Here is a 25,670-nt window from a genome sequence, read left to right on the forward strand (position 1 = left end):
TTGGCACTCAGGATCTCCGAGTGCCAATCGTTCGCGAGACTGTGCAGACGAAAGAGTGCAGACGAGAGGAAGGTGTCGCCATATGGTGTCAGACCGCAGCCTCGAAGTACTCCGGGTGATCGTGCAAGACTATGTGGCCTCCCGTGAGCCGGTGGGCTCCAAGTCGATCGTCGATCGACACTCGTTCGGTGTCTCGGCCGCCACCATCCGAAACGACATGGCGCTCCTCGAAGAAGAAGAGCTGATCACGGCGCCGCACACGTCGTCGGGCCGCATCCCGACAGACAAGGGGTATCGCCTGTTCGTCGACCACCTGGCCGACCTCAAGCCGTTGACCCCGGCTCAGCGCCAGGCGATCGAGACGTTCCTCGGCGAATCCGCCGACCTCGACGACGTTCTCGCACGCACCGTGCGCCTCCTCAGCCAGCTCACCCGGCAGGTGGCCATGGTGCAGTACCCGTCGTTGCAGCAGGCGCGGTTCCGTCACCTCGAGGTGGTCGCGCTCGCCCCTCAGAAGCTTCTTCTCGTTGTCATCACCGATTCCGGGCACGTCGACCAGCGCGTCGTCGACGTTCCTTCAGAGGTCGACGTCGATTTCCTCGGAGAGCTCCGCGCCAAGCTCAACACGGCGCTCGCGGGCGTCGGTGTCGTCGAGGCGGCCGCTCGCCTCGGCGAGCTTCCCGGCATGTTCGCGGCGTCCCGGATGCCGGTGGTGCGGGTCATCGTCGCCGCCATCGCCGATCACGTCGCGGCCACGCGCCACGACAAACTGGTGATCGCCGGCGCGTCCAACCTCGTGCGCACGGAGAACGACTTCCACGGCAGCATCCTTCCGGTGCTCGAAGCAGTCGAAGAGCAGGTTGTCCTTCTGCGACTCTTCAGCGAGCTCGAGGCGGATCAGCGTGGAGTGTCGGTAAGCATCGGACGAGAGAACGCCCCGTTCGGCCTCGGTGAAACGTCCATCCTCGCAAGCGGATACAGCGCCCAGGGCGGTTCTCTCGCCCACCTCGGCGTTCTCGGGCCGACGCGCATGGACTACTCGAGCAACATCGCTGCCGTGCGCGCGGTGGCTCGCTACCTTTCCCGCACTCTCGGCGAGAGTTGACCCCGTTTTCCCGCGCGTCATGCCGACGCCGGCCCCATCTGACAGAACGCTGCCGCTCCACGGCCAGCGAATCCCGACTTATAAGGAGACGCCCGCGTGGCTGACCATTACGACGTGCTCGGCGTAGACAAGAGCGCCACCCCCGAAGAGATCAAGAAGGCCTACCGCAGACTGGCGCGAGAGCTGCACCCCGATGTGAACTCCGCGCCAGATGCAGAGGAGAAGTTCAAGGCCGTCACTCATGCCTATGATGTGCTGAGCGATCCAGGCCAGCGCCGCGACTACGACCGGGGGCCGCAGCAGGGCTTCCCGGGCGGGCAGGGCGGATTCGGTGGCTTCGGCGACATCTTCGAGACCTTCTTCGGAGCACAGGGGGGCTCGCGGGGTCCGAAGTCGCGCGAGGAGCGCGGCCAGGACGCGCTGCTTCGAGTGGAGATCGACCTCGGAGAGGTCATCTTCGGAACCCACCGCGACCTCGAGGTAGACACGGCCGTGGTCTGCGAGACCTGCAACGGCTCGTGCTGCCAGCCCGGCACATCTCCCGTCACCTGCGACATCTGCGGCGGAAGCGGCCAGATCCAGAGGGCGGTGCGCTCCCTTCTCGGCAACGTCATGACGAGCGCCCCCTGCGGCACCTGCCGCGGCTACGGCACCGTCATCCCCGCTCCCTGCGTCACCTGCCAGGGCCAGGGCCGCGTGCGCGCGCGCCGCTCGATTCCCGTCGACATCCCCGCCGGCGTCGACACCGGCCTCCGCCTGCAGCTCATCGGCCAGGGCGAGGTCGGCCCGGCCGGTGGCCCCAACGGTGACCTCTACCTCGAGATGAAGGTGCGGCACCACGATGTCTTCAGCCGAAACGGCGACGACATCCTCTGCACCCTCGAGGTCTTCATGTGGGATGCCGTGCTCGGCACGACCTCGTCCGTCACCGCCCTCGACGGCGACATCGAGGTCGAGATCAAGCCGGGAACACAGAGCGCGGAGATCATCACGGTGAAGGGGCGTGGAATCACGCACCTCCGCGGCCAGGGCCGAGGCGACCTCAAGATCGGCGTGCAGGTGACGACCCCCACGAAGCTCGACCACAAGCAGAAAGAGCTCGTGAAGCAGCTGGCCAAGGCGCACAAGTACCCGGCACCGACCCTCGGCCATTTCCAGCAGGGTCTGTTCGCCAAGCTGCGCGACCGCTTCCTCAACGTCTGAGCATGAGTTCCCTGTTTCTGCGCTCCGACCTCGCAGCCGTGCCGCACGCGGTCGGAGACCAGGTGGCGCTTGCCGGGCCTGAGGCGCGACACGCGGTGACCGTCAATCGGCTCCGGGCCGGCGAGGTCATCTCCATCGGCGACGGTGCGGGGCTCGTGGTGCGAGGTCCGATCGTGACGGTCGAACCCGCAGCGCTCGAGATCAGGGTCGACGTGTCGACGCTCGACGCAGCGCCCGTTCCCGAGGTGTGGCTGGCTCAGGCGCTCGCCAAGGGAGACCGCGACGAACTCGCCGTGCAGGCCGCGACCGAGCTCGGCGCATCCGGCGTCATTCCGTGGGCGGCCGAGCGATCGGTCTCGAAGTGGACGGGAGCGAAGGTCACGAAGGGCATGGAGCGCTGGGGTGCCATCGTTCGAGAGGCCGCGAAGCAGTCCATCCGGTCGTGGGTTCCCTCGGTCGAGCAGCACATGAACACCAAGCAACTCGCTCGCCTCGCTGAGGACGCGACGGTGCTCGTTCTCGACCCGACGGCCGAGACCCGCCTCTCGCACGTCGAGATTCCGGCGGATGCGCGCATCCTGATTCTCGTGGTCGGCCCCGAGGGCGGAATCGCGCCGCACGAACTCGACCTCTTCGAGAGCCGAGGCGCCGTTCGAGTGCGGCTGGGCGACGAGATCCTGCGCACCTCGACGGCGGGTCCGTCCGCGCTCTCCGTGCTCAACGTGCGGCTGAACCGCTGGTGACGAGCGCCTGCCCGGGCTGTGCCGAGAGCGAACGCGCTCGGCGCCACCTGCTGCGGCGAGGCCCACGCTCTTAAGATAGAAACATGTCAACCTCAGGCGACTCACCCTCGATCTTCTCGCGCATCGTCGCGCGAGAGATTCCCGCAACGATCATTGCCGAGACCGAGACGGTCATCGCGTTCGAAGACATCGCTCCGAAGGCGCCCGTGCACGTGCTCGTCGTGCCGAAGACCGAGAAGTACCGCAACGTCGTCGAGCTCGCGGCAGGCGACCCCGCTCTGCTCGCCGAGGTCGTCGCACTAGCGTCTCGCATCGCCGACGAGCGTGCGGGCGGTGAGTTCCGGTTGGTGTTCAACACCGGTGAGGCCGCGGGTCAGACCGTCTTCCACGTGCACGCGCATGTTCTCGCGGGCGGACTCGGAGAGGACTCTCTTGCCGACGGCTGACGGATCTGCGCAGGGCGAGGCGCGTATTTATATCGACGGCATCGCCATGGTGCGCCTGCTCGGGCCACAGGACCGACTTCTCTCGACGATCGAGAAGCAGTATCCCGGCGTCGACGTGCACGTCAGAGGCAACGAGGTCACTCTCAGCGGAGACGACGCCGACGAGGTCGATTCGGCCAGGCGGCTCGTCGAAGAACTTCTTCTCATGATCAAGAACGGACAGGATTTGACCTCCACAGAAGTCACCTCGAGCGCTGCGATCCTCGACGCCGACAAGACGGCCAGCCCGGTCGACCTGCTCGGGCAGGCGATCCTGTCGACGCGGGGCAAGAGCATCCGGCCGAAGACAGCAGGACAGAAGGCCTATGTCGACGCGATCGACGAGAACACCATCGTGTTCGGAATCGGGCCGGCTGGAACGGGCAAGACCTACCTCGCGATGGCCAAGGCCGTGCAGGCACTGCAGCGCAAAGAGGTCAATCGCATCATCCTGACGCGTCCTGCCGTCGAGGCGGGGGAACGTCTCGGATACCTCCCCGGGAGCCTGACGGACAAGATCGATCCGTACCTCCGACCCCTCTACGACGCGCTCAACGAGATGCTCGATCCCGAGGTCGTCCCGAAGCTTCTGGCCGCGGGCACGATCGAGGTCGCGCCGCTCGCCTACATGCGCGGACGCACGCTCAACGACTCGTTCATCGTGCTCGACGAGGCGCAAAACACCACGCCGGAGCAGATGAAGATGTTCCTCACCCGTCTGGGTTTCGGCTCGCGAATGGTGATCACGGGTGACATCACGCAGGTCGATCTGCCCATGGGAACGAGTGGTCTGCAGCTGGTGACCCGAGTTCTCGGCGACATCGACGACATCCATTTCGCGACGATGACCAGCGCCGATGTCGTGCGGCACACGCTGGTCGGACAGATCGTGGACGCATACACGAAGTACGACCAGATTCAGATGGCCAAGAAGGCCGGCGACACGATCGGCGCCTCCGAGCGAGACCAAAGGTACAAGAAGACGCGATGAGCATCGAGATCAACAACGAGTCCGCGATTCCCGTCGACGAGACGGCCATTCTGCGGCTCGCGACCTACGCGCTCGATCAGCTCCACGTGCATCCCGACGCCGAACTGGCCATCGTGCTGGTCGACGAGGCCGCTATGGAGCAGCTTCATGTGCAATGGATGGACGAGCCGGGGCCCACAGACGTCCTGAGCTTTCCCATGGATGAGCTGCGCCCGGGCACCGAAGACGCTCCGACCCCTCCCGGCCTGCTCGGTGACATCGTGCTGTGTCCGCAGGTGGCCGAGGTGCAGGCCGTCGGTGCCGGTCATACGACCCTCGACGAGTTGCAGCTCCTGACGGCGCACGGTGTTCTTCACCTCCTCGGATTCGATCACGCGGAACCCGACGAGGAGAAGGAGATGTTCGGTCTGCAGCGCGACATCCTCGCGGGCTTCGCAGCCACCGAGCGTCGCCGTCGTACATGATCACTGCACTCTTTCTGATCGCCGCTTTCCTCCTCGTGGCGTTGGGCGGGCTTTTCGCGGCCACGGATTCGGCGCTCGTTGTGCTCTCTCGCGGTGACATCGCCGAACTCGCCGAGAAGTACAGGGCGAAGAGATCGTTGCGCGCTATCGCGGCCGATCCGAGCCCCCATATGAACGCGGTCAACTTCGCTCGTGTCGTCTCGGAGACGACCGCCGCGGTCCTCGTCACGATCGTCCTCACTGTCTGGATCGACGGGCCCTGGCTGGTTCTGCTGTTCGCCGCGCTGATCATGACGACTGTGTCGTTCGTCTTGGTGGGCTCGAGTCCACGCAGCGTGGGGCGGGCGCATCCAGAAGCGGTCGTCGGTCTGACGGCCTTTCTGGTTCACGCTCTCCGAGTGGTTCTCGGTCCTATAGCCGGGGCTCTCGTCGCATTCGGCAATCGAGTCACCCCCGGCCGGCCGCGATCCGCGGCCTTCACGTCTGAGCAGCAGCTGCTCAGCATGGTCGACGAGGCGACGGAGCTCGACGTGCTGGAAGAGGAGGATCGCGAACTCATCCACTCGATCATCGACTTCTCCGACACGGTGGTGCGCGAGGTCATGATTCCGCGCACCGACATGGTGACAGTCGACGACACGGCGACCGTGGGTCAGGGCATGGGGCTGTTCCTCAGTACCGGAGTGTCGCGCATGCCCGTGGTGGCCGACGACGTCGACGAGATCGTCGGCATCCTGTACTTGCGCGACGTCGCGCGCCTCAGTCACGAGAAGCCGGCGGCCGTCGACAAGCAGACCGTCCGCGAACTCGCTCGTCCTGCTCTCTTCGTTCCCGAGTCGAAAAAAGTTGACGACACGCTACGACAGATGCAACTCGACTCCAATCACCTCGCCATGGTTGTGGATGAGTACGGTGGAATCGCCGGCCTCGTCACCCTCGAAGACCTGATCGAGGAGCTGGTGGGAGATATCTCCGACGAGTACGACCGAGAGATCGTGGAGGTGGAGAACGTGTCGGACGGCGTCTATCGAGTCAGCGCACGGCTTCCCGTCGACGAACTCGGCGAGCTCTTCGATCTCGAACTCGACGACGATGACGTCGATTCCGTAGGCGGGCTCCTCTCGAAGGAGCTCGGTCGCCTGCCATCGAGCGGATCCCGGGTCACGACGTCGGGCCTCGTGCTCACGGCCGAACGCACCGAGGGTCGCCGCAAAAGAATCAGCACCGTCCTGGTGCAACGAGACACCTCGGCGACGCCGACTGTCTCAGAGAGAGGATCCGAGTGACCGACTCCGGCACCGAAGCACCGAACGACTTCCGAGCGGGATTCGTCTCGTTCGTGGGGCGCCCCAACGTCGGCAAATCGACACTGACGAATGCCCTCGTGGGTGAGAAGGTGGCGATCACCTCCTCGAAGCCCCAGACGACGAGACGAGCCATCCGTGGCATCGTGCACCGCGAAGACGGACAGCTGATCCTCGTCGACACCCCGGGAATGCACCGACCGCGCACCCTGCTGGGTGAGCGGCTCAACGCGATCGTGCAGACCACACTCGGCGACGTCGACGTGATCGGCTTCTGCATCCCGGCCAACGAAAAACTCGGCCCCGGCGACAGGTTCATCAACGAGCAGCTCGAGAGCTTCCCGAAGGCGAAGAAGGTCGCCATCGTCACGAAGATCGATGCTGCATCGCGTCCGGCCGTCGCCGAGCAGTTACTTGCCGTGTCCGAGCTGCGCGACTGGGCCGCCGTCGTTCCCGTGTCCGCCCAGAGCAGCATCCAGCTCGACATCCTGTCGGCCGAGCTCATCCGCCTTCTTCCGGTCTCTCCCCAGCTGTACCCGACCGAGCAGACGACCGACGAAGGCCTCGAGGCGCGCATCTCGGAGTTCATTCGCGAGGCCGCGCTCGAGGGCGTCCACGACGAGCTGCCCCACTCCCTGGCCGTCACGATCGACGACATCATCGAGCGAGAGGATCGCGAGCTCGTCGAGATCTACGCGAACGTGTTCGTCGAGCGCGACAGTCAGAAGGCCATCATCATCGGAAAGGGCGGATCGAGGCTGGGTGCCGTCGGCGCCACCGCCCGTGAGCAGATCGAACCCCTCATAGGCAAGCAGGTGTTCCTCAGCCTGCGGGTCAAGGTGGCGAAGGACTGGCAGCGTGACCCCAAGCAGCTCGGGCGACTCGGATTCTGACGCCGCCGTGTCAGTGTTCGGGCTTGTGCGACCGGTAGCCTGTAACCCGTGATCACGAAAGAGAATCCGTTCGGCCAGGTACTCGTGGCCCTCGTCACCCCGTTCACAGCCGACGGAGAGGTCGACTGGCCGAGCGTCGAGAAGCACATCGACAATGTCATCAGCCACGGAGCCGACGGCATCGTCGTCTCGGGAACGACGGGGGAGACCTCGACGCTCACCGACGCGGAGAAGCTGCAGCTCGTGCAGGTCGCCAAATCGGTCTCGGCCGGCCGCGCGAAGGTGCTGACGGGCGGCGGCTCGAACGAGACCGCGCACGCCATGCAGCTTGCTCGCCAGAGCGAGAAGGCGGGTGCCGATGGCAACCTCGTTGTCACGCCCTACTACAACAAGCCCACCCAGGCCGGCCTGCTCACGCATTTCCGCATGATCGCCGACTCCACAGATCTGCCCGTGATCCTCTACGACATCCCCGGGCGAACGGGCGTGCCCATCACCTACGAGACGATTCTCCGACTCGCCAAGCACCCCAACATCCTCGCCATCAAAGACGCCAAGGGCGACTTCAGCGAGGTCAGTCGGGTGATCAACCAGACCGATCTCATGTACTTCTCCGGCGACGACGCCAACGTGCTGCCACACCTGTCGATCGGCGCGACCGGGCTCATCGGCGTCACGAACAACATCGCCTCCGGGCCTTATCGCACGATGGTCGACGCGGTCAACGCGGGAGATCTCGCCACGGCAACGGCGGCGCACCAGTCGCTCGAGCCGCTGGTTCGAGCGGTCATGACCCACGTTCCCGGAACGGTGGCGGCCAAATACATTCTTCACGGCCTCGGCCGTATCGGCAGCCCCCGCGTCCGGTTGCCGCTCGTCGGCCCCGAGGAGTGGGAAGCCGCGCACATCGAGAACGAGATCGATCTGGTCAAGGGGATCCCCTCGATCGACTTCACCAACTTCCGCCCCGACCGCAACGCCGCCGCCGGCGGCGCTCTGCCGAAGGTCGCGGGCACAACACGCTAGCCCGTCACCACGGGCTGGAATTCACCAGCTAGGAGGGCACATGCCCATTACCGCATACGAACCACGAGCCCTCGCCAAAGACACCCTCCGGGTCATCCCCGTCGGTGGCCTCGGCGAGATCGGCCGCAACATGACCGTCTTCGAGATCAACGGCAAACTGCTGATCGTCGACTGCGGCGTGCTCTTCCCCGAGGAGCACCAGCCGGGCGTCGACCTGATCCTGCCCGACTTCTCGATCGTGCGCGATCGCCTCGACGACGTTCTCGGCATCGTTCTCACCCACGGCCACGAAGACCACATCGGCGCCGTTCCCTACCTGCTTCGTCTGAAGCGCGACATTCCCCTGATCGGTTCGGGCCTGACCCTCGCGCTCATCGAGGCCAAGCTCAAAGAGCACCGCATCAAGCCCTACACGCTCACTGTGGCCGAGGGGCAGATCGAGCAGTTCGGCCCGTTCGAACTCGAGTTCGTCGCCGTGAACCACTCCATTCCCGACGCGCTGGCCGTGGCGATCAAGACGGTCGCGGGCAATGTGCTGCACACGGGCGACTTCAAGATGGATCAGCTTCCCCTCGACAACCGCCTCACCGACCTTCGTGCCTTCGCGCGCCTCGGCGAGGAGGGCATCGACCTGTTCCTCGTCGACTCGACCAACGCCGACGTTCCCGGCTTCACCGCGCTCGAGCGTTCCATCGGTCCGGTCCTCGACGACGTCATCCGTCGCGCCCCGCGTCGTGTCGTCGTCGCCAGCTTCTCGAGCCACGTGCACCGCGTGCAGCAGGTTCTGGATGCCGCGCACAACAACGGACGTCGGGTCGCCCTCTTGGGCCGCTCGATGGTGCGCAACATGCAGATCGCCGCGGAACTCGGCTACCTCAAGGTGCCCGAGAACGTGCTCATCGACTTCAAGAAGGCCGGGGACATCCCCGACAACAAGATCGTCTACATGTCGACGGGGTCACAGGGTGAGCCGATGGCCGTGCTCAGCCGCATGGCCAACGGCGAACACCAGGTGGAGATCGGGGAGAACGACACCGTCATCCTCGCATCGAGCCTCATCCCTGGCAACGAGAACGCTGTCTACCGCATCATCAACGGTCTGATGAAGCTCGGCGCCAACGTGGTGCACAAGGGCAACGCCAAGGTGCACGTCTCCGGACACGCCGCCGCGGGCGAGCTCCTCTACTGCTACAACATCCTCAAGCCGAAGAACGTTCTACCTGTGCACGGCGAGCAGCGCCACCTCGTGGCCAACGCCAAACTGGCCCAGCAGACCGGCGTCCCCGAAGAGAACACGATCATCGCCGAAGACGGCACGGTGATCGACCTGAAAGACGGCGTCGCCTCCGTCGTCGGTCAGTACGACCTCGGATTCGTGTACGTCGACGGTTCCAGCGTCGGAGAGATCACGGACGCGGATCTCAAGGACCGTCGCATCCTCGGCGAGGAGGGATTCATCTCGATCATCGTCGTGATCGAGGCCCAGACAGGCCGTGTGGTCGTCGGGCCGGAGATCCACGCCAAGGGCTTCGCCGAAGACGAATCCGTCTTCGACGATGTGAAGCCGAAGATCGTCGCGGCCCTCGCCGAGGCATCCAAGAACGGCATGCACGACCAGCACGCCATGCAGCAGGTCGTTCGCCGCACGGTCGGACGGTGGGTCAACACCTCGTACCGTCGTCGACCGATGATCGTTCCCCTCGTCATCGAGGCGTAGTCTCGTTTCGAGAATCAGGAGGGCCCGGCGACAGTCGCCGGGCCCTTCGCCGTTGTCGGTGCGACGCTCGAGCGCTTCGAGGTGGCCGTGAGCGCGAGCAGTACAAGCCCTGCTGCGAGGAGGAGCATCGCCGCGGTGCCGAGCCCGGCGTAGATGTGTCCCGGTTGAATGAGGCAGGCGCCGACGACCGCGAGGATGCCGCCCGGCAGCGCGCGCAGGCGCGCTCGGATCGCGACCGCCGCGGTAGCCGCGATGCACGCGAGAACGAGCGAGACGACGCCGATCAGGCCGAGTGCTCGGGCCACCTCGTAGACGGGCGCCTTTCCGTCTGTGACTCCGGCCAGTTGCAGGGTGCCCGCCGCGACGCCCGCTAAGAGGTCGAGCGATGTGTAGAACGTGGCGAATCCATATCCGCCGACGGCTGCGATCCAGCCCAGAGGTCGATTCGAGTGCCGCGCGACGAGCCAGGGCCCGAGTCCGACCAGGGGGAAGAGAGGGATCAGGATCAGGTGCATCACCTGCCATCTCGAAGCCGTCTCGTCGGTCAGATGGTGCGGATGCACGAGTCCGATGAGTGCGCAGATCACGGCTGGCAGCGACACGAGCAAGACAAGGCGGAGGCGAGACGACATGGCACGAGAGTACGCCGGAATTCAGACACCCGGCCCACGCAACCGGCGATAGTCGGTGCCCACAGGTAGCGTGAGCGCATGGCTACGAGTACCAAGTCGACCTCTCGCGCACGCGGAGCGTCCTCAGGTCGAACGGGTGCGTCTACGGGCGCCCGGAAGACCCCCACGCGTGCGGCCGCGACCCAGAAGACCGTGCGGCTGAACCCCGCCGCCAAGCAAGAACAGGGTCCGGGCGTCGCCGGTCGCGCGTGGCTCGCGATGGCTCATGTCGTCGGTGGAGCGTTCCGGGCCTTCTCTCCGGCAGAGTTCGACAAGACCGAGCGGCGAGACGGAGTCCCGTTCCTGCTCGTGCTGCTCGCGATCGCGGGCGCCGTCGTCGAGTGGTTCCTCGTCTCCAACGCTGTCGCCGTCACGATCGAGACGTGGACCTTCGGCCTCCTCTTCGGGCGGGTGGCATATGCCCTTCCCGTCGTGCTCATCCTGCTCGCGGCATGGCTCTTCCGGCATCCGAGTTCGGTGCACAACAACGGTCGCATCGGCATCGGGCTCGGTCTCATGCTCGTCACCGTGTCGTCGTTGTGTCACATCTACGGCGGTCAGCCGAACCCCGCGGGCGGCCAGCTCGCCTCGGGCGGCGGAATCTTCGGCTGGGTCCTCGCAGCGCCCTTGGTCGCCCTCATCACGCCGATCGGCGCCACGATCGTGGTCTCGGCGCTGCTGCTGCTCAGCGTCTTCATCCTCACCAAGACGCCACCGAACCGCATCGGCTCTCGCCTTCGCGAGCTCTATGCCTACCTGTTCGGTGCCGCATTCCCCGACGAGGCAGAGCACCGTGAGGCGAAGAAGGCGGCGAAGGCAGAAAAGGCGCTGAAGGCCCAGGCGGGCACAGAAGCGCTGTCGACCGAGCAGATCGATCTCGCGGCGCGCGAGGTCGGCTCTGAAGGTCTCCCGTGGTGGAGGCGCAATTCGTCGCAGCGCGAAGAAGATCCCGAGTTCGACGCTCCTGCGATGGCTCCGCGAGTCGAAGATCGCACCCCGATCGCGGACGAGCCGTTCGCCAACGCCGCCAGCGTCGTCGATCCCGACGACGCAGACGAGGCAGCCCGAGCCGGCCTGCTCAAGGAGATGAAGGCAGCCGAACGCGCTGTTCGACGGTTCACCGGCGAGATCCGGCCCGGTGCTGCACCCCAGACGAGCCTGCTCGACGATGCGGCCGCCGAGTCGCCATCCGCCTACCCGCCGCCATCCGTGCGTGCCGTGCAGCCCGAGCTCGATCTCGACGACGAAGCGACCGAATCCGGAATCGAGATCGACACTCCCGCCGCCGATTACCGGCTGCCCGCGGCGGCCAGCCTCAAGACAGGCGGACCTTCACTTGCCCGCTCGGCCGCCAACGATGACATCGTCGCGGCCATCACCGAGGTTCTGAAGCAGTTCCAGGTCGACGCGACGGTCACCGGTTTCTCTCGTGGCCCGACGGTCACGCGCTACGAGATCGAACTCGGCCCCGGTGTCAAGGTCGAACGTGTCACGGCCCTGTCGAAGAACCTGTCGTACGCGGTGGCCAGCAATGAGGTGCGTATCCTCTCGCCCATCCCGGGCAAGAGCGCCATCGGTGTCGAGATCCCGAACACCGACCGCGAGATCGTCTCCTTGGGCGATGTGCTCCGATCGTCGAAGGCGGCGTCCGACAACCACCCCATGACCATCGGCGTCGGAAAAGACGTCGAGGGCAAGTTCGTGATGGCGAACCTCGCCAAGATGCCGCACCTCCTCGTCGCCGGTTCCACGGGCTCCGGCAAGTCGAGCTTCGTCAACTCCATGGTCACGTCGATCCTGATGCGCGCGAAGCCCAGCGAGGTCCGTATGGTGCTCATCGACCCCAAGCGTGTCGAGTTGACGGCGTACCAGGGTGTTCCGCACCTCATCACCCCCATCATCACGAATCCCAAGAAGGCCGCCGAAGCACTGGCCTGGGTCGTCAAAGAGATGGACATGAGGTACGACGACCTCGAGAGCTTCGGTTTCCGGCACATCGACGACTTCAATAAAGCCGTCGTCAACAACGAGATCATCCTTCCGGTCGGCAGCCACCGACAGCTGAAGCCCTACCCGTATCTGCTGATCGTCGTCGACGAGCTGGCAGACCTCATGATGGTGGCGCCCCGCGACGTCGAAGACTCGATCGTCCGAATCACCCAACTGGCGCGAGCGTCGGGCATCCACCTCGTTCTCGCCACGCAGCGACCGAGCGTCGACGTCGTCACCGGTCTCATCAAGGCGAACGTGCCGAGCCGGCTGGCGTTCGCGGTGACGAGCGTCACCGACTCCAGGGTCATCCTCGACCAGCCGGGCGCAGACAAGCTGATCGGCCAGGGCGACGGGCTCTTCCTGCCGATGGGTTCCTCGAAAGCCATCCGCGTGCAGGGCGCGTGGGTGAGCGAAGCAGAGATCGCCACCGTCGTTCAGCACGTCACCCACCAGGCTCGGCCCGAGTATCGAGACGACGTGGCGGTCGAGGCGGTCAAGAAGAACATCGACGCCGACATCGGTGATGACCTCGAGGTTCTTCTCGCCGCGGCGGAGCTCGTGGTCAACACGCAGTTCGGCTCGACATCGATGCTGCAGCGCAAACTCAAGGTCGGATTCGCCAAAGCCGGCCGTCTCATGGACCTGATGGAGTCGCGAGACATCGTCGGTCCGTCCGAGGGCTCGAAGGCGCGCGACGTCCTGGTCACGGCGGAACAGCTCCCCGAGGTGCTCGCCATGCTCCGAGGCACGCCTGCAGCTCCTGCGGCCGCAGCGCCACAGCCGTCCGCACCGACGAGCCCTGACGCTGCCAGCGATCCTTACGCCGACGATCCGGTGGCCCGAGGTCTCGAGCGGTACCCTGAAGAAGAGGGCGATTCAGACGAAGATGCCTGGGGCCTGACCGGCAGAGAGTAGATCACCGTGACCGAGGCCACCGCGCGCGTCAGCAACTGGAACCTTCCGAACGCCATCACTGTCGTCCGCATCCTGCTTGCGCCGCTGTTCTTCTGGATGCTCCTTGCCGACGACGGCGCAGACACGCCGCTTCGCTATGCCGCGGCCGCACTGTTCATCATTGCCATCGCCACGGATGGCATCGACGGCCACATCGCACGATCTCGAAACCAGGTCACAGACCTCGGCAAGCTGCTCGATCCGATCGCCGACAAGGTGCTCACGGGCGCGGCGCTCGTCGGGCTGTCGATCTTGATGGAACTGCCCTGGTGGGTGACGGCGATCATCCTGGTGCGCGAGATCGGCATCACCGTGTTCCGGTTCGCCGTCCTGAGCGATCGCGTCATTCCGGCATCCCGCGGCGGAAAGCTCAAGACGCTGGCGCAGTCCATCGCGATCTCGCTCGCGCTCGTTCCGTTCCCTTCCCTTGTCGGCGGCTGGTTCGACTGGGTCAATATCGTCACGATGTCGATCGCGTTCATCCTCACCGTCATCACCGGTATCGACTACCTCGTGCAGGCATGGCGCCTCAGCCGAGCGGCCAAGACGGTGTCATGACGCAGTCGGTGCCGCTCGACGAGACCCGAGCGTTGATCGACGAGATGACGCGGCGTTCACTCACCGTGGCCGTCGCGGAGTCGCTGACGGGCGGCCTGCTGGTCGCCGAGCTCATCCGCATTCCGGGCGCGTCCCGAGTAGTGCGTGGGGGAGTGGTCGCGTACGCGACAGATCTCAAGAGTTCCGTGCTCGGAGTCGACGCCGACATCCTCTCCGATCGAGGCCCCGTCGATCCCGAGGTCGCCATGCAGATGGCGGAGGGTGCGCGGCATCGCCTTGGCACGGAGTCGCATGCCGCCAGCTGGGGAGTCTCGACCACGGGTGTGGCCGGTCCCGGCTCGCAAGACGGCCACGCTGCGGGAACGGTGTTCCTCGGCTTCGCCACGCAGAGTGGCCGGCTCTCTCGAAGGCTTCAGCTCGACGGTGACCGTGCCACGGTGCGACAGCAGACCGTTGCGGCGGCCGTCCGATTGATGTTCGAGACGCTGCGTTAGACGTGACCGGCCGACGACGACCCGTGCTGTCTTCCAATCCGTGACGGCCCCGGCCACGAATCATCGATGAGAACTCGCGATCGACATTCGTCCGACTCGGGAATGAACGGCATTTCCATCTCGTTACAACTAATGTCATTCACAGAAAAGACGGTTCAGTGTCGTTTAGAGTTTCACACAGTACCGAACGGGTTTCTCCCGGTCGGCAAGGTTCGATTGACGCAAGGCACACAGCAAGGAGGGGTCCAGTGATTTTAGTTCGCCAGGAGATCGGCGACGTGCTGCGAGACTTTCGTCTCCAGAAGGGTCGCACCCTTCGGCAGGTTGCCAGCAAAGCAAGCGTTGCCCTCGGCTATCTCAGCGAGGTCGAGCGCGGTCAGAAAGAGGCATCGAGCGAGATCCTCGCGTCGGTAGCCGAGGCGCTCGATACGCCTATCTCGGTCATCATGCGTGAAGTCGGAGACCGACTCGCTGTCATCGAAGGCATCGATACCATTCCCGATACCGTGCCCGACGAGTTCGTCGCCGGCTACGACTCCAAGCTTCTCACTCGGTAGTCCGCCTCCGAGCACGAGATCGATCACGTGGGGCCCCGTCACGAGCGATGTGACGGGGCCCTTCACCGTTTCCGCAGGTGCGGCGCTGAGGGGCAACATGAGATTGAGCGAGTTTCGTAGAGCCGTCTCCGACGAGTTCGGGGCGGCTTACGGCCGAGTTCTGACCGGAGACCTGGTTATCGCCGAGCTGTCCGATCGAACCGCAGACGATGCCCTCCGTCAGGGAGTTCCGCCGCGAGAGGTGTGGCTCGCGCTCTGCCGAGCGGCTGGCGTGCCCGAGTCGCGATGGCACGGAGTTGGCCTGCCCTCCCCGCGAGGCTGAATATCGGCAATCCGAGCCGACACGCCAGCACCCTATCGAATATATGTTCTAGAACTGTGTAGTCTCCTTCACAGCAGAACTGTTGGTCGTGTTGTCCACCGATCGATCCCGCCGCGGAGTCCGTGTCGGTGGTCGTGTCTACAGTCGGATTACACGCACCACACGATGCGAACGCCTTGTCGATACCCGGTCCGCCGGCGCGACAGCCTATAGGCGAAAAACTCACGCGACGGATTCCGCGCACGACAGAAGGAGACAGCAATGCCATCAGATGCCACACGAGAAAAGGCACTCGAAACAGCGCTTGCACAGATCGACCGACAGTTCGGCAAGGGCTCCGTCATGCGCCTCGGCAGCGACGACCGCGCGCCTGTCGAGGTCATCCCGACGGGTTCGATCGCCCTCGACGTCGCGCTCGGCGTCGGTGGTCTTCCTCGGGGTCGCATCGTCGAGATCTACGGTCCTGAGTCGTCCGGAAAGACGACGCTCACGCTGCACGCGATCGCGAATGCTCAGAAGGCCGGCGGAATCGCTGCGTTCATCGACGCCGAGCACGCGCTCGACCCGGCTTACGCCCAGAAGCTCGGCGTCGACATCGACGCACTTCTCGTCTCTCAGCCCGACACAGGTGAGCAGGCGCTCGAGATCGCCGACATGCTCGTGCGAAGCGGCTCGATCGACCTCATCGTCATCGACTCGGTGGCGGCTCTCGTGCCGCGAGCCGAGATCGAGGGCGAAATGGGAGATTCGCACGTCGGACTCCAGGCTCGCCTGATGTCTCAGGCGCTCCGCAAGCTCACCGGTGGTCTCAGCACCACGAACACCACGATGATCTTCATCAACCAGCTGCGAGAGAAGATCGGTGTCTTCTTCGGTAGCCCCGAAACCACAGCCGGTGGCAAGGCGCTCAAGTTCTATGCGTCCGTTCGTCTCGACATCCGACGCATCGAAACCTTGAAAGAGGGCACTGACGCGGTCGGCAACCGCACTCGGGTGAAGGTCGTCAAGAACAAGATGGCGCCGCCCTTCAAGCAGGCCGAGTTCGACATCCTCTACGGCATCGGCATCTCTCGCGAAGGTAGCCTCATCGACTTCGGCGTCGAACACGAGATCGTCCGCAAGTCGGGCGCCTGGTACACCTACGAGGGAGAACAGCTGGGCCAGGGCAAAGAGAACTCCCGCCGTTTCCTCAACGAGAATCCCGAGATCGCGTTGGAGATCGAGACCAAGATCCTGACCAAGCTCGGTATCGGCGCCGACAAGACGGCCGCTGCGCCTGCTGCGCCGGTCGCCCTGGCACCGAAGGCGGCTGCCCGCAAGGGCGCCTGATCCTCACTCACCACCTCCACAGAAAGGCCACGGTCATGGTCAGATTCTCCGGCTCGTCCGACTCCGACGACGACGGCTCCAACGAGGCTGCCGACAGCTCGGTCGCGCCCGTGGCCTTTCTGTTCGGTGCACCCGATGAGCAGCAGCAGCCCGCACGTCACTATGCCGGCCCCGTAGCAGTTCCGACTCTCGACACCACCGGGCTCACCCCGGAGCAAGTCGACCAGCAGGAGCTGCAACTCGCGGACCTCGAGAATCTCGTGGTGCGGGCTCTGGCCCGAAAAGATCTCTCCGAATGGCAGGTCACAGAGATCCTCGCGGCGAACGGTGTCGAGTCGTCGGCGTTCGAAGGCTTTCTCACGATCTATCGTTCCAAGGGCTACGTCGACGACTATGCGTTCGCCGAGCGCGAGATCGAGCGACTGCATCGCCGCAAGGGGTTCGGCCGCAGTCAGATCCAGCGTGAGCTCGGGGCCAAGCGCGTCAGCCAAGAGATCGTCTCCGACGTGCTGACCTCACTCGATGACGATGACGAGCTCGCCCGGGCGCTCGAGCTGGCCGAGAAGAAGGCGCCCAGTCTGCTTCGCCTCGACAGGGCGACGGCTGAACGGCGTCTGAGCAGCTTCCTGCAGCGCAAGGGGTATCCTTCGCAGGTCGTGCGCGACGCTGTCTCGAAGACGCTGGTCTCGGGCACGAGCACGGTCCGTTTCCGCTGAACGGGCGGTGGCTCGGGCTTGTCCCTCGTCGAACGTAAACTTGCCTTATGAGCAGCGTGACCGCCCCACCCCGCATTCGCACCTATGAGGTCCGCACCTTCGGCTGTCAGATGAACGTCCACGACTCCGAGAGGCTCTCTGGGTCGCTCGAAGCCGCGGGGTATGTCAAAGCGGAGCCCGGCACTGAGGCCGACACCGTCGTCATCAACACCTGTGCAGTGCGCGAGAACGCAGACAACAAGCTCTACGGCAATCTCGGCTACCTGGCCAGTGTCAAGCGCAGGCACGACGGAATGCAGATCGCCGTGGGCGGTTGCTTGGCGCAGAAAGACAAGAACACGATCCTCACGAAGGCCCCGTGGGTCGACGTGGTCTTCGGAACGCACAATATGGGGTCGCTGCCCAGCCTGCTCGAGCGGGCCCGTCACAACGGTGAAGCGCAGATAGAGATCCTCGACTCCCTCGAGACCTTCCCGTCGACCCTTCCGACGAAGCGCGACTCGACCTACAGCGGATGGGTGTCCATCTCTGTCGGCTGCAACAACACCTGCACGTTCTGCATCGTTCCGGCACTCCGAGGCAAAGAAAAAGACCGCCGCCCCGGCGATGTGTTGGCCGAGATCCAGGCACTGGTCGACGACGGTGCGATCGAGGTCACTCTTCTGGGCCAGAACGTCAATTCTTACGGCGTCGAGTTCGGCGACCGGTTCGCCTTCTCGAAGCTCTTGCGAGCCGCGGGTGCCATTCCAGGGCTCGAGCGCATCCGCTTCACGAGCCCGCACCCGGCGGCATTCACCGATGACGTGATCGACGCCATGGCAGAGACGCCTGCGGTCATGCCTCAGCTCCACATGCCCTTGCAGTCCGGATCGGATCAGGTGCTCAAGGCCATGAGACGGTCCTACCGATCGGCCAAGTTCCTCGGCATCCTCGACCGTGTCCGGCAGCAGATTCCGCACGCGGCCATCAGCACCGACATCATCGTGGGCTTCCCCGGCGAGACCGAAGAAGACTTCGCAGAGACACTGAGGGTGGTCGAAGAGGCCCGCTTCGCGACGGCCTTCACTTTCCAATACTCGATCCGCCCGGGAACGCCCGCTGCCACGATGCCAGACCAGGTTCCGAAAGCGGTTGTGCAGGAGCGCTATGAGCGGCTCGCGGCGCTCCAGGATCGCATCTCGTGGGAGGAGAACCAGCGCGTGATCGGCCGCGAGGTCAACGTGCTCGTCGCTAACGGCGAAGGCCGCAAAGACTCGGATACCCACCGCCTGAGCGGTCGAGCAGAGGATTCGCGGCTCGTGCACTTCGAGGTGTCGCCCGACTCCTCCGTTCCTCGTCCCGGCGACATCGTCACGGTGATCGTCACCGAGGCTGCTCCGTTCCACCTCATCGCCGACTCCGACGGCCAGCCGCTTCGGGTCCGTCGTACCCGTGCCGGCGACGCGTGGGATCGCGCCGCAGCAGAGTCGTGCGGAGTACCGACCCCCGCGAACGACGCGGCTTCGGCAGGCCCCAGGCCCGTCTCTCTGGGCCTCCCGACACTTCGAGTCGGCACGGTGCCGATCTATGATCTCGCCGACGGTGAGCGGTAGCGGTCCGCGCGGCGACACCTCCGTCGCAGACGTGGTCGTGGTCGTCGGGGCCACAGGCACGGGCAAATCCGGCCTTGCTCTCGACCTCGCCGAGGGGCTCGCGCGACGCGGTCGTTCAGCCGAGGTAGTGAACGCCGATGCGATGCAGTTGTACCGTGGCATGGACATCGGCACGGCCAAGCTGCCTCTCGACGAGCGGCGGGGAGTTCCGCACCATCTGCTCGATGTGCTCGACGTCACACAAGAGAACTCGGTCGCCGACTTCCAGCAGTCGGCGCGCGCCGAGATCGATGCGATCATCGAACGCGGAAACGTCCCGATCCTGGTGGGTGGCTCGGGGCTGTATGTCTCGAGCGTGATCTTCGACTTCGACTTCCCCGGCACCGACGCGGCCGTGAGAGCACGTCTCGAGTCCGAGCTGGTCGCAGAAGGGCCCGGCGCCCTGTACCGCAGATTGAAGGAGCACGACGAAGCTGCGGCCGCGGCCATCGGGTCGCAGAACGGTCGCAGGCTGGTGCGCGCGCTCGAGGTGTTCGAGATGACGGGGCGCACACTGACAGGAACCCTGCCAGGAGCCCCGGTCGAGTGGCGCTCCTCGAGCATCATCGCCCTCGAGATGCCTCGCCCAGACCTGGTCGCACGCCTCGACGAACGAGTGGCGGGCATGTGGCGAGACGGAATCGTGGATGAGGCTGCCGCGCTGCGCTCCGACGGCCTGGATCCCGCCACGACTGCAGGCAAGGCGATCGGCTACGCGCAGGCCCTGGCACAACTGAGCGGCGACATAACCGAAGAAGAGGCGATCGAGTCGACCCGAGCCCTCACCCGTCGCTATGCGCGTCGCCAGGTGGGGTGGTTCCGGCGCTATGCCGCGACGGCCACTCTCGATGCCCGCGAGCCGGGCGCGTCGGCCCGCGCACTGGCAGAGACTCTAGGCTTGCCTGATGGCGACTGAACTCCACTTCACCAAAGGGCACGGCACGGGCAACGATTTCGTGCTCTATACAGACGTCCAGGGCACGAACGACCTCACTCCGGCTCAGGTCGCAGCCATCTGCGACCGGCATTTCGGAGTGGGCGCCGACGGAGTGATTCGTGCGGTGAAGTCCGACAGTCTGCCCGACGGTGCCGCGGCTCTGGCTGAAGACCCGGCCGCGGAGTGGTTCATGGACTACCGCAACGCCGACGGATCGATCGCCGAGATGTGCGGCAACGGCATCCGGGTCTACACGCGATACCTCATCGACAACGGATTGGTCGAACTCGGCCCCGGCGACACTCTCGCCATCGGCACGCGAGTCGGCGTGCGCGACGTGCAGCGCAGCACGACCGGCTTCCAGGTCGACCTCGGCCGCTGGCGCCTCGAATCGGGCGAACCGATCGTCAGAGCGCGCAATCTTGCCGTCGCCCGGCCAGGCCAGGGCATCAACATGGGCAATCCGCACGTCGTGGTAGCGCTTGCGGATGCCGAGGAGCTCGCGGCCGCAGACCTCACCTACATTCCGCAGATCGATCCCGAGCCCGCCGACGGCGCGAACGTCGAGATCGTCGTGCCGCACGAGCCGCTCGTCAAAGATGGCGTCGGGCGGATCACCATGAGAGTTCACGAGCGAGGCAGCGGAGAGACCCTCTCCTGCGGAACGGGAGCCGCTGCGGCCGCGTTGGCTACCCGCCACTGGGCTGGTCGGGGCGCTCCGAACATCTGGCGGGTAGACGTGCCCGGCGGCACGGTCGGCGTTCGTATGTTCGCGGCCGAAGACGGTGAACACGTGTCGTTGTCAGGACCGGCCGAACTCGTCTTCGAAGGAGATCTCTCGCTCGGATAGCGGGCTCTGTCAGACCATGGAACGGGCGCGAAGCACCCGATACCCCTTGTTCGTGGCTGTTCTTTCGATCTGAATCTCCGTGGGAAACTCGGCCTGAATCCAGCGCTGCAGGGAGTCGGAACCGAGATTCCGCTGCACGACGAGCCATGCGTCCGAGCCCTTCTCGAGTCGCGGCAGCCAGGTCTTCATGATCGTGTGCAGCTCTGCCTTGCCGACCCGAATGGGCGGATTCGACCAGATCGTCATGAACGAGATGTCGGCGGGAACATCCGATGCGAGAACAGCGTTGACATTGGTGAGACCGAGACGATCCGCGTTTGCACGAACGAGGTCGAGAGCTCGCTCGTTGACGTCGACAGCCCAGACTTGGGCGCGCGGAGACAGGAGCGCGAGGCTCAGAGCTATCGGACCCCAGCCGCATCCGAGATCGAGCAGATTTCCGCCTGGCGGGGGAGCGGGTGTGTTGGCGAGAAGCACCTGCGTGCCCACGTCGATGCGATCGGGGCTGAAGACACCACCTGCGGTGACGAGCGTGTGATCTGCGTCGGCCAGACGCACCGAGATCTCGCGAGGGATGAGCGGACTCGCCGGGGTGGCCGAGAAATAGTGCTCATTCGTCATAGAGGGACAGTAGCAAACCTGGGAGGGATATCCTTGACGCAGATGACCGAAAAAACTGAAGCAACAACAGAGAACCACGACAGCGACGACGTGGTGGCGAGAGTGCTGGCCAGAGCGGAAACGCGGGCGGCGGGATACTCCCTGTTCACGAACTCGGCCGCCCAAGCTCTTCAACGAGACACGTCAGGCCGCGAGTCAGGATTCGACGGAGACCAGAGCGAACGAGAAGACCGCCAGGCCCTACGGCGCGTCGTCGGTCTGTCGACCGAGCTCGAGGACGTCACCGAGGTCGAGTACCGACAGCTCCGCATCGAGAACGTCATTCTCATCGGGGTCTACACCCAGGGCAGTCTCACTGATGCCGAGAACTCGATGCACGAGCTGGCCGCTCTCGCCGAGACGGCCGGCGCTGTCGTACTCGAGGGCCTGCTGCAGCGCAGGCCGACGCCTGACCCCAGCACGTACTTCGGCAAGGGCAAGGCAAACGAACTGCGTGACCTCGTGCAGTCGCTCGGCGCCGACACCGTGATCGCCGACAGCGAGCTGGCTCCGAGCCAGCGCCGTGCCCTTGAAGACGTCGTGAAGGTGAAGGTGATCGACCGAACGGCGGTGATCCTCGACATCTTCAGCCAGCATGCCAAGAGCCGCGAAGGCAAGGCGCAGGTAGAGCTCGCTCAGCTGGAGTACCTGCTCCCGCGCCTCCGCGGCTGGGGTGACTCGATGTCGCGTCAGGCCGGTGGACAGGTGGGCGGCGCCGGAGCCGGAATGGGATCCCGTGGACCCGGTGAGACCAAGATCGAACTCGATCGCCGGCGCATCCATACCCGCATGGCGCGTCTGCGCAAGCAGATCGTCGAGATGAAGCCTGCCCGCGACGCGAAGCGGGCCAACCGCAAGCGCAACGCGGTGCCGTCGGTCGCGATCGCCGGCTATACCAATGCCGGCAAATCCTCGCTGCTCAACCGCGTGACGCGCGCCGGGGTGCTGGTCGAGAATGCCTTGTTCGCGACCCTCGATTCGACCGTGCGAAAGACGACGGCCGTCGACGGTCGCCAGTACACGTTCGCCGACACGGTCGGTTTCGTGCGCAACCTCCCTCATCAGTTGGTGGAGGCATTCCGTTCGACCTTGGAGGAGGTTGCCGACGCCGATGTGATCGTCCACGTCGTCGACGGCGCGCATCCAGACCCCGCGAGCCAGCTCGCCACGGTTCGCGACGTGATCGGTGAGGTGGGAGCGCGAGGAATTTCCGAGATCGTGGCCTTCAACAAGAGCGACCTGATCTCCGAGAGCGATCGCATCGTTCTTCGGGGGCTCGAGCCCCGCTCGGTCTTCGTCTCCGCGAGAACCGGTGAAGGCATTGCCGAGTTGTTGGAGATGGTCGAGCAGGCTCTGCCGAAGCCGACGATCACCGTCGATGTTCTGCTCCCGTACGAGCGCGGCGATCTTGTTGCGTTGCTGCACGACCACAACACGGTGCTGAGCACCGACTACGAAGAGGCGGGAACGCGTGTACGCGCCCTCGTCAATCCTGAATACGAGCAGACCCTCGAGGAGTTCGCGGTCTCCCGCTGACTCGACTCTGAGCGGCGTCGCGCACCGCACACGAAAGCCCCGGACGATGATTCGTCCGGGGCCTTTGTGCGTGTCGCGGTGTGGACGTCAGCGCACGGAGCGCAAAACGGAAACGACTTTGCCGAGCACCTGCGCGTGGTCGCCCACGATCGGTTCGAAGTTGGAGTTGCGGGGGAGCAGCCATGTGTGACCGTCGCGCTGCCTGAATACCTTCACTGTGGCCTCGCCGTCGAGCATCGCCGCGACGATGTCGCCGTTCTCTGCGGTCTGCTGCGAACGGACGACCACGAAGTCTCCGTCGCAGATGGCAGCGTCGATCATCGACTCTCCGACGACCTTCAACATGAAGAGATCGCCGCCGCCGACCAGTTGGCGAGGCAGTGGAAACACTTCTTCGACCTGCTGCTCGGCCGTGATCGGGATTCCAGCGGCGATACGTCCGACGAGAGGGACGAGAGCGGCGTCGCCCATGGGCGCCGAGGTGTCGGAGGAGTCTACGGTGTCAGAAGTGGACTCGGGCTGCGGAATATCGATCAGCACTTCCATAGCCCGCGGACGGTTGGGGTCTCGGCGTAGGTAGCCGCTCAACTCGAGCTGGTTGAGCTGGTGGGTGACGCTGGAGAGCGAAGCCAGACCCACAGCATCACCGATCTCGCGCATGCTCGGCGGATATCCACGCTGGCTGACCGAGCGCTGGACGACTCCGAGGATGGCCAGCTGTTTCTCCGAGAGGCTCTTGCGCCGTCTCGTTCCACGTTCGGTGGTCATGTGTCCCGCTTTCCGTCGGAGTCGTGAATCGAGTGTGCTACCTGGCCAGACGACCGATGTCGGTAGCTAGTGATGCACTGTCGGTAGCTGCTGATGCACTACGTACCGACAGTCGAAACTGTATCCAACTCAGGGTGCAAACAAAACACATGTTCGAGTGTGTCGTCGAATTTCCCGACTTTCTCGCTTGAACTATCGAACATTCGAAGCTATATTCGGAACACAGCTTCGTATCCGGTGCTCCCGGCCGAGCACCGGATACGAATTTCTCCTGGAGGTTGCCATGACCGCACTGCCCGCTACCGCATCACACACTGTTCGCCTGCGCCTCACGCGCCGCGGCCGGGTCGTGCTGGCGGCCCTGGCATCGATTCCGGTGGTGGCCGGCGTGACTGCGATGGCTCTCTTCGGGGCGAACAGTGCGGTCGCAGACGGCGTTGCTTCGTCGGGGGCGACTCAAGCCTTCGACTACGTCACGGTGCAGGCGGGCGAGACCCTGTGGGGTCTCGCCGAAGAGATCGCTCCATCGGCCGACCCGCGCGAAGTCATCGCCGACATCGTGAGCCTCAACCAGCTGCCGTCCGCAGAGGTCCAGCCGGGCCAGAAGCTCGCCGTTCCCAGCGAGTACTGAGTCGCTCAGCTCCACGAGCAAACGCGTGACGATGGCTGAGGCCTACTAAAATCGTTCCGTGACTTCACTCGACGACCTCCCCATTCGCGATGACCTCAGGGGCATGTCTCCGTATGGGGCTCCCCAAAAGCACGTGCGTGTCGAGCTGAATGTCAACGAGAACACGCACCCGATTCCCGAGCCGGTGGCGCGAGACATCATCGAGTCGCTTGCTCGGGCCATTCTGACGATCAATCGCTACCCCGATCGGGAGTTCTCGCAGCTCCGTGACAGTCTCGCCGGGTACCTGGGCCACGGATTGACTCGGGAGAACATCTGGGCTGCGAACGGGTCGAACGAGATCCTTCAGCAGATCATGCAGGCTTTCGGGGGCCCCGGCAGATCGATTCTGGGATTCCCTCCCACCTACTCGATGCACTCCATCATCGCTTCGGGCACAGGAACCAGGTGGATATCCGCCGAGCGTGACGCCGAGTTTGAGATCTCTCCGCGCACGGCAGTCGCCGCGATCCGTGAGCACAAGCCCGACATCGTGATCTTCTGCTCTCCCAACAACCCGACAGGAACCCCTCTGTCACTCGAGACCATCGAGGCCGCCTACGACGCGACCGACAAGATCGTGATCGTCGACGAGGCCTACGCGGAGTTCGCGCCCGCCGGTTCCCCGTCGGCGCTCACTCTGCTGCCCGGGCGGCCGCGGCTCATCGTCTCGCGCACGATGAGCAAGGCTTTCGCTTTTGCTGGCGCCCGGCTCGGATATCTGGCCGCGGATCCCTCAGTGACCGACGCTCTTCGACTCGTCCGTCTTCCCTATCACCTGTCGTCGCTCACGCAGGCCGCGGCGGTCGCAGCGCTCGACCACTCGGCCGAGATGCTCGCCATGGTCGACGACATCGCGATGCAGCGCGATCGCATTGTCGAGAGGCTCACTGAGCTCGGCTACCACCCCTGGCCGACGTGGTCGAACTTCGTGCTCTTCGGCGGTGTCGAAAATCCTTCTGAGGTGTTCGAGACCTTGCTCGAGAAGGGCATCATCATTCGCGACCTGGGCATCCCGGGTCATCTACGCGTGAGCGCGGGTACGCAGGCCGAGACCACCGCTTTTCTCGACGCCATGGCTGCCTTGTCCTGAC

Annotated in this window: 26 protein-coding genes; 23 read left to right on the forward strand and 3 right to left on the reverse strand. The window is 64.8% G+C overall.

Annotated features, from left to right (window positions below):
* The first annotated feature begins 82 nt into the window (after positions 1-82).
* The 10 genes from hrcA (at position 83) to CCK87_RS04780 (ending at position 9,931) form a co-directional block, all read left to right on the forward strand.
* Positions 83-1,105, forward strand: a complete 1,023-nt coding sequence (hrcA, locus tag CCK87_RS04735; RefSeq protein WP_086460256.1) for a heat-inducible transcriptional repressor HrcA — start codon at positions 83-85, stop codon at positions 1,103-1,105.
* 96 nt (positions 1,106-1,201) lie between these two features.
* Positions 1,202-2,308: a molecular chaperone DnaJ gene (gene dnaJ / locus CCK87_RS04740; RefSeq protein ID WP_086460257.1), complete on the forward strand. Its 1,107-nt coding sequence runs from the start codon at positions 1,202-1,204 to the stop codon at positions 2,306-2,308.
* Between the two features lie 2 nt (positions 2,309-2,310).
* Positions 2,311-3,051, forward strand: coding sequence for a 16S rRNA (uracil(1498)-N(3))-methyltransferase (locus CCK87_RS04745; protein ID WP_086460258.1), 741 nt, complete (start codon positions 2,311-2,313; stop codon positions 3,049-3,051).
* Positions 3,052-3,134: 83 nt separating this feature from the next.
* On the forward strand, positions 3,135-3,497 hold the full coding sequence (locus CCK87_RS04750; RefSeq protein WP_086460259.1) for a histidine triad nucleotide-binding protein: 363 nt from the start codon (positions 3,135-3,137) through the stop codon (positions 3,495-3,497).
* Positions 3,498-3,543: 46 nt separating this feature from the next.
* A complete protein-coding gene (locus CCK87_RS04755; protein ID WP_249273725.1) occupies positions 3,544-4,527 on the forward strand; it encodes a PhoH family protein in 984 nt (327 codons plus the stop codon).
* On the forward strand, positions 4,524-4,991 hold the full coding sequence (gene ybeY / locus CCK87_RS04760) for an rRNA maturation RNase YbeY (protein ID WP_086460261.1): 468 nt from the start codon (positions 4,524-4,526) through the stop codon (positions 4,989-4,991). The genes CCK87_RS04755 and ybeY overlap by 4 nt, the downstream gene beginning before the upstream one ends.
* Positions 4,988-6,277 carry a hemolysin family protein gene (locus CCK87_RS04765; protein ID WP_086460262.1) on the forward strand — a complete coding sequence of 430 codons (1,290 nt, stop codon included), beginning with the start codon at positions 4,988-4,990 and terminating at the stop codon, positions 6,275-6,277. The genes ybeY and CCK87_RS04765 overlap by 4 nt, the downstream gene beginning before the upstream one ends.
* A complete protein-coding gene (gene era, locus CCK87_RS04770) occupies positions 6,274-7,188 on the forward strand; it encodes a GTPase Era (protein ID WP_086460263.1) in 915 nt (304 codons plus the stop codon). The genes CCK87_RS04765 and era overlap by 4 nt, the downstream gene beginning before the upstream one ends.
* Positions 7,189-7,236: 48 nt before the next feature.
* Positions 7,237-8,214 (forward strand): 4-hydroxy-tetrahydrodipicolinate synthase, encoded by a 978-nt coding sequence (gene dapA / locus CCK87_RS04775; RefSeq protein WP_086460264.1) that lies wholly within the window; start codon positions 7,237-7,239, stop codon positions 8,212-8,214.
* A gap of 40 nt (positions 8,215-8,254) precedes the next feature.
* Positions 8,255-9,931 (forward strand): ribonuclease J, encoded by a 1,677-nt coding sequence (locus CCK87_RS04780; RefSeq protein WP_086460265.1) that lies wholly within the window; start codon positions 8,255-8,257, stop codon positions 9,929-9,931.
* Between the two features lie 14 nt (positions 9,932-9,945).
* Here the strand turns inward: CCK87_RS04780 and CCK87_RS04785 are convergent, their stop codons facing one another.
* Positions 9,946-10,563: a hypothetical protein gene (locus CCK87_RS04785; RefSeq protein WP_086460266.1), complete on the reverse strand. Its 618-nt coding sequence runs from the start codon at positions 10,561-10,563 to the stop codon at positions 9,946-9,948.
* Positions 10,564-10,641: 78 nt separating this feature from the next.
* On the opposite strand from CCK87_RS04785, the gene CCK87_RS04790 reads away from it, so the two are divergent.
* The 10 genes from CCK87_RS04790 to dapF all read left to right on the forward strand — a co-directional run bounded on the left by CCK87_RS04790 (position 10,642) and on the right by dapF (position 20,942).
* Positions 10,642-13,509, forward strand: a complete 2,868-nt coding sequence (locus CCK87_RS04790; RefSeq protein ID WP_086460267.1) for a DNA translocase FtsK — start codon at positions 10,642-10,644, stop codon at positions 13,507-13,509.
* Positions 13,510-13,515: 6 nt separating this feature from the next.
* Positions 13,516-14,106, forward strand: a complete 591-nt coding sequence (pgsA, locus tag CCK87_RS04795) for a CDP-diacylglycerol--glycerol-3-phosphate 3-phosphatidyltransferase (protein ID WP_249273708.1) — start codon at positions 13,516-13,518, stop codon at positions 14,104-14,106.
* Positions 14,103-14,600, forward strand: coding sequence for a CinA family protein (locus CCK87_RS04800; protein WP_086460398.1), 498 nt, complete (start codon positions 14,103-14,105; stop codon positions 14,598-14,600). The genes pgsA and CCK87_RS04800 overlap by 4 nt, the downstream gene beginning before the upstream one ends.
* Before the next feature lie 248 nt (positions 14,601-14,848).
* Positions 14,849-15,157 carry a helix-turn-helix transcriptional regulator gene (locus CCK87_RS04805; RefSeq protein WP_044443014.1) on the forward strand — a complete coding sequence of 103 codons (309 nt, stop codon included), beginning with the start codon at positions 14,849-14,851 and terminating at the stop codon, positions 15,155-15,157.
* A gap of 97 nt (positions 15,158-15,254) precedes the next feature.
* The gene (locus CCK87_RS04810; protein ID WP_086460399.1) at positions 15,255-15,479 is read left to right on the forward strand and encodes a DUF3046 domain-containing protein; all 225 of its coding nucleotides are present in this window, start codon (positions 15,255-15,257) and stop codon (positions 15,477-15,479) included.
* 261 nt (positions 15,480-15,740) lie between these two features.
* Positions 15,741-16,808 (forward strand): recombinase RecA, encoded by a 1,068-nt coding sequence (recA, locus tag CCK87_RS04815; protein ID WP_086460269.1) that lies wholly within the window; start codon positions 15,741-15,743, stop codon positions 16,806-16,808.
* A gap of 35 nt (positions 16,809-16,843) precedes the next feature.
* Entirely contained in the window at positions 16,844-17,524 is a 681-nt protein-coding gene (locus CCK87_RS04820) for a RecX family transcriptional regulator (protein WP_086460270.1), read from the forward strand.
* Between the two features lie 47 nt (positions 17,525-17,571).
* A complete protein-coding gene (miaB, locus tag CCK87_RS04825; RefSeq protein ID WP_086460271.1) occupies positions 17,572-19,116 on the forward strand; it encodes a tRNA (N6-isopentenyl adenosine(37)-C2)-methylthiotransferase MiaB in 1,545 nt (514 codons plus the stop codon).
* Positions 19,106-20,071, forward strand: a complete 966-nt coding sequence (gene miaA / locus CCK87_RS04830; RefSeq protein ID WP_249273709.1) for a tRNA (adenosine(37)-N6)-dimethylallyltransferase MiaA — start codon at positions 19,106-19,108, stop codon at positions 20,069-20,071. Before miaB ends, miaA begins: the two co-directional genes overlap by 11 nt.
* Positions 20,061-20,942, forward strand: a complete 882-nt coding sequence (gene dapF / locus CCK87_RS04835; protein ID WP_086460273.1) for a diaminopimelate epimerase — start codon at positions 20,061-20,063, stop codon at positions 20,940-20,942. Before miaA ends, dapF begins: the two co-directional genes overlap by 11 nt.
* Positions 20,943-20,951: 9 nt before the next feature.
* On the opposite strand, the gene CCK87_RS04840 is transcribed toward dapF, so the two are convergent.
* Positions 20,952-21,563, reverse strand: a complete 612-nt coding sequence (locus tag CCK87_RS04840; RefSeq protein WP_086460274.1) for a methyltransferase — start codon at positions 21,561-21,563, stop codon at positions 20,952-20,954.
* Between the two features lie 42 nt (positions 21,564-21,605).
* Between CCK87_RS04840 and hflX the strand changes: the two genes are divergently transcribed.
* Complete coding sequence (hflX, locus tag CCK87_RS04845) at positions 21,606-23,138, forward strand: GTPase HflX (protein WP_086460275.1); 1,533 nt, start codon at positions 21,606-21,608, stop codon at positions 23,136-23,138.
* Positions 23,139-23,225: 87 nt separating this feature from the next.
* Here hflX and lexA read toward each other — a convergent pair whose 3' ends face one another.
* Entirely contained in the window at positions 23,226-23,906 is a 681-nt protein-coding gene (gene lexA, locus CCK87_RS04850) for a transcriptional repressor LexA (protein ID WP_086460276.1), read from the reverse strand.
* Between the two features lie 283 nt (positions 23,907-24,189).
* On the opposite strand from lexA, the gene CCK87_RS04855 reads away from it, so the two are divergent.
* Both CCK87_RS04855 and CCK87_RS04860 read left to right on the forward strand, forming a co-directional pair.
* The gene (locus CCK87_RS04855) at positions 24,190-24,537 is read left to right on the forward strand and encodes a LysM peptidoglycan-binding domain-containing protein (protein WP_086460277.1); all 348 of its coding nucleotides are present in this window, start codon (positions 24,190-24,192) and stop codon (positions 24,535-24,537) included.
* 58 nt (positions 24,538-24,595) lie between these two features.
* Positions 24,596-25,669, forward strand: a complete 1,074-nt coding sequence (locus tag CCK87_RS04860) for a histidinol-phosphate transaminase (RefSeq protein WP_086460278.1) — start codon at positions 24,596-24,598, stop codon at positions 25,667-25,669.
* Position 25,670: the final 1 nt, after the last annotated feature.

This window comes from Agreia sp. VKM Ac-1783 (genome assembly GCF_900177765.1).
Classification (GTDB): Bacteria; Actinomycetota; Actinomycetes; order Actinomycetales; family Microbacteriaceae; genus Agreia.

Coding starts and splice junctions, on each gene's coding strand:
- hrcA (WP_086460256.1), top strand. CDS start 83: ATGGTGTCAGACCGCAGCCTCGAAGTACTCCGGGTGATCGTGCAAGAC.
- CCK87_RS04745 (WP_086460258.1), top strand. CDS start 2,311: ATGAGTTCCCTGTTTCTGCGCTCCGACCTCGCAGCCGTGCCGCACGCG.
- CCK87_RS04750 (WP_086460259.1), top strand. CDS start 3,135: ATGTCAACCTCAGGCGACTCACCCTCGATCTTCTCGCGCATCGTCGCG.
- CCK87_RS04755 (WP_249273725.1), top strand. CDS start 3,544: ATGGTGCGCCTGCTCGGGCCACAGGACCGACTTCTCTCGACGATCGAG.
- ybeY (WP_086460261.1), top strand. CDS start 4,524: ATGAGCATCGAGATCAACAACGAGTCCGCGATTCCCGTCGACGAGACG.
- CCK87_RS04765 (WP_086460262.1), top strand. CDS start 4,988: ATGATCACTGCACTCTTTCTGATCGCCGCTTTCCTCCTCGTGGCGTTG.
- CCK87_RS04780 (WP_086460265.1), top strand. CDS start 8,255: ATGCCCATTACCGCATACGAACCACGAGCCCTCGCCAAAGACACCCTC.
- CCK87_RS04785 (WP_086460266.1), bottom strand. CDS start 10,563: ATGTCGTCTCGCCTCCGCCTTGTCTTGCTCGTGTCGCTGCCAGCCGTG.
- CCK87_RS04790 (WP_086460267.1), top strand. CDS start 10,642: ATGGCTACGAGTACCAAGTCGACCTCTCGCGCACGCGGAGCGTCCTCA.
- CCK87_RS04800 (WP_086460398.1), top strand. CDS start 14,103: ATGACGCAGTCGGTGCCGCTCGACGAGACCCGAGCGTTGATCGACGAG.
- CCK87_RS04810 (WP_086460399.1), top strand. CDS start 15,255: ATGAGATTGAGCGAGTTTCGTAGAGCCGTCTCCGACGAGTTCGGGGCG.
- recA (WP_086460269.1), top strand. CDS start 15,741: ATGCCATCAGATGCCACACGAGAAAAGGCACTCGAAACAGCGCTTGCA.
- CCK87_RS04820 (WP_086460270.1), top strand. CDS start 16,844: ATGGTCAGATTCTCCGGCTCGTCCGACTCCGACGACGACGGCTCCAAC.
- miaB (WP_086460271.1), top strand. CDS start 17,572: ATGAGCAGCGTGACCGCCCCACCCCGCATTCGCACCTATGAGGTCCGC.
- dapF (WP_086460273.1), top strand. CDS start 20,061: ATGGCGACTGAACTCCACTTCACCAAAGGGCACGGCACGGGCAACGAT.
- CCK87_RS04840 (WP_086460274.1), bottom strand. CDS start 21,563: ATGACGAATGAGCACTATTTCTCGGCCACCCCGGCGAGTCCGCTCATC.
- hflX (WP_086460275.1), top strand. CDS start 21,606: ATGACCGAAAAAACTGAAGCAACAACAGAGAACCACGACAGCGACGAC.
- lexA (WP_086460276.1), bottom strand. CDS start 23,906: ATGACCACCGAACGTGGAACGAGACGGCGCAAGAGCCTCTCGGAGAAA.
- CCK87_RS04855 (WP_086460277.1), top strand. CDS start 24,190: ATGACCGCACTGCCCGCTACCGCATCACACACTGTTCGCCTGCGCCTC.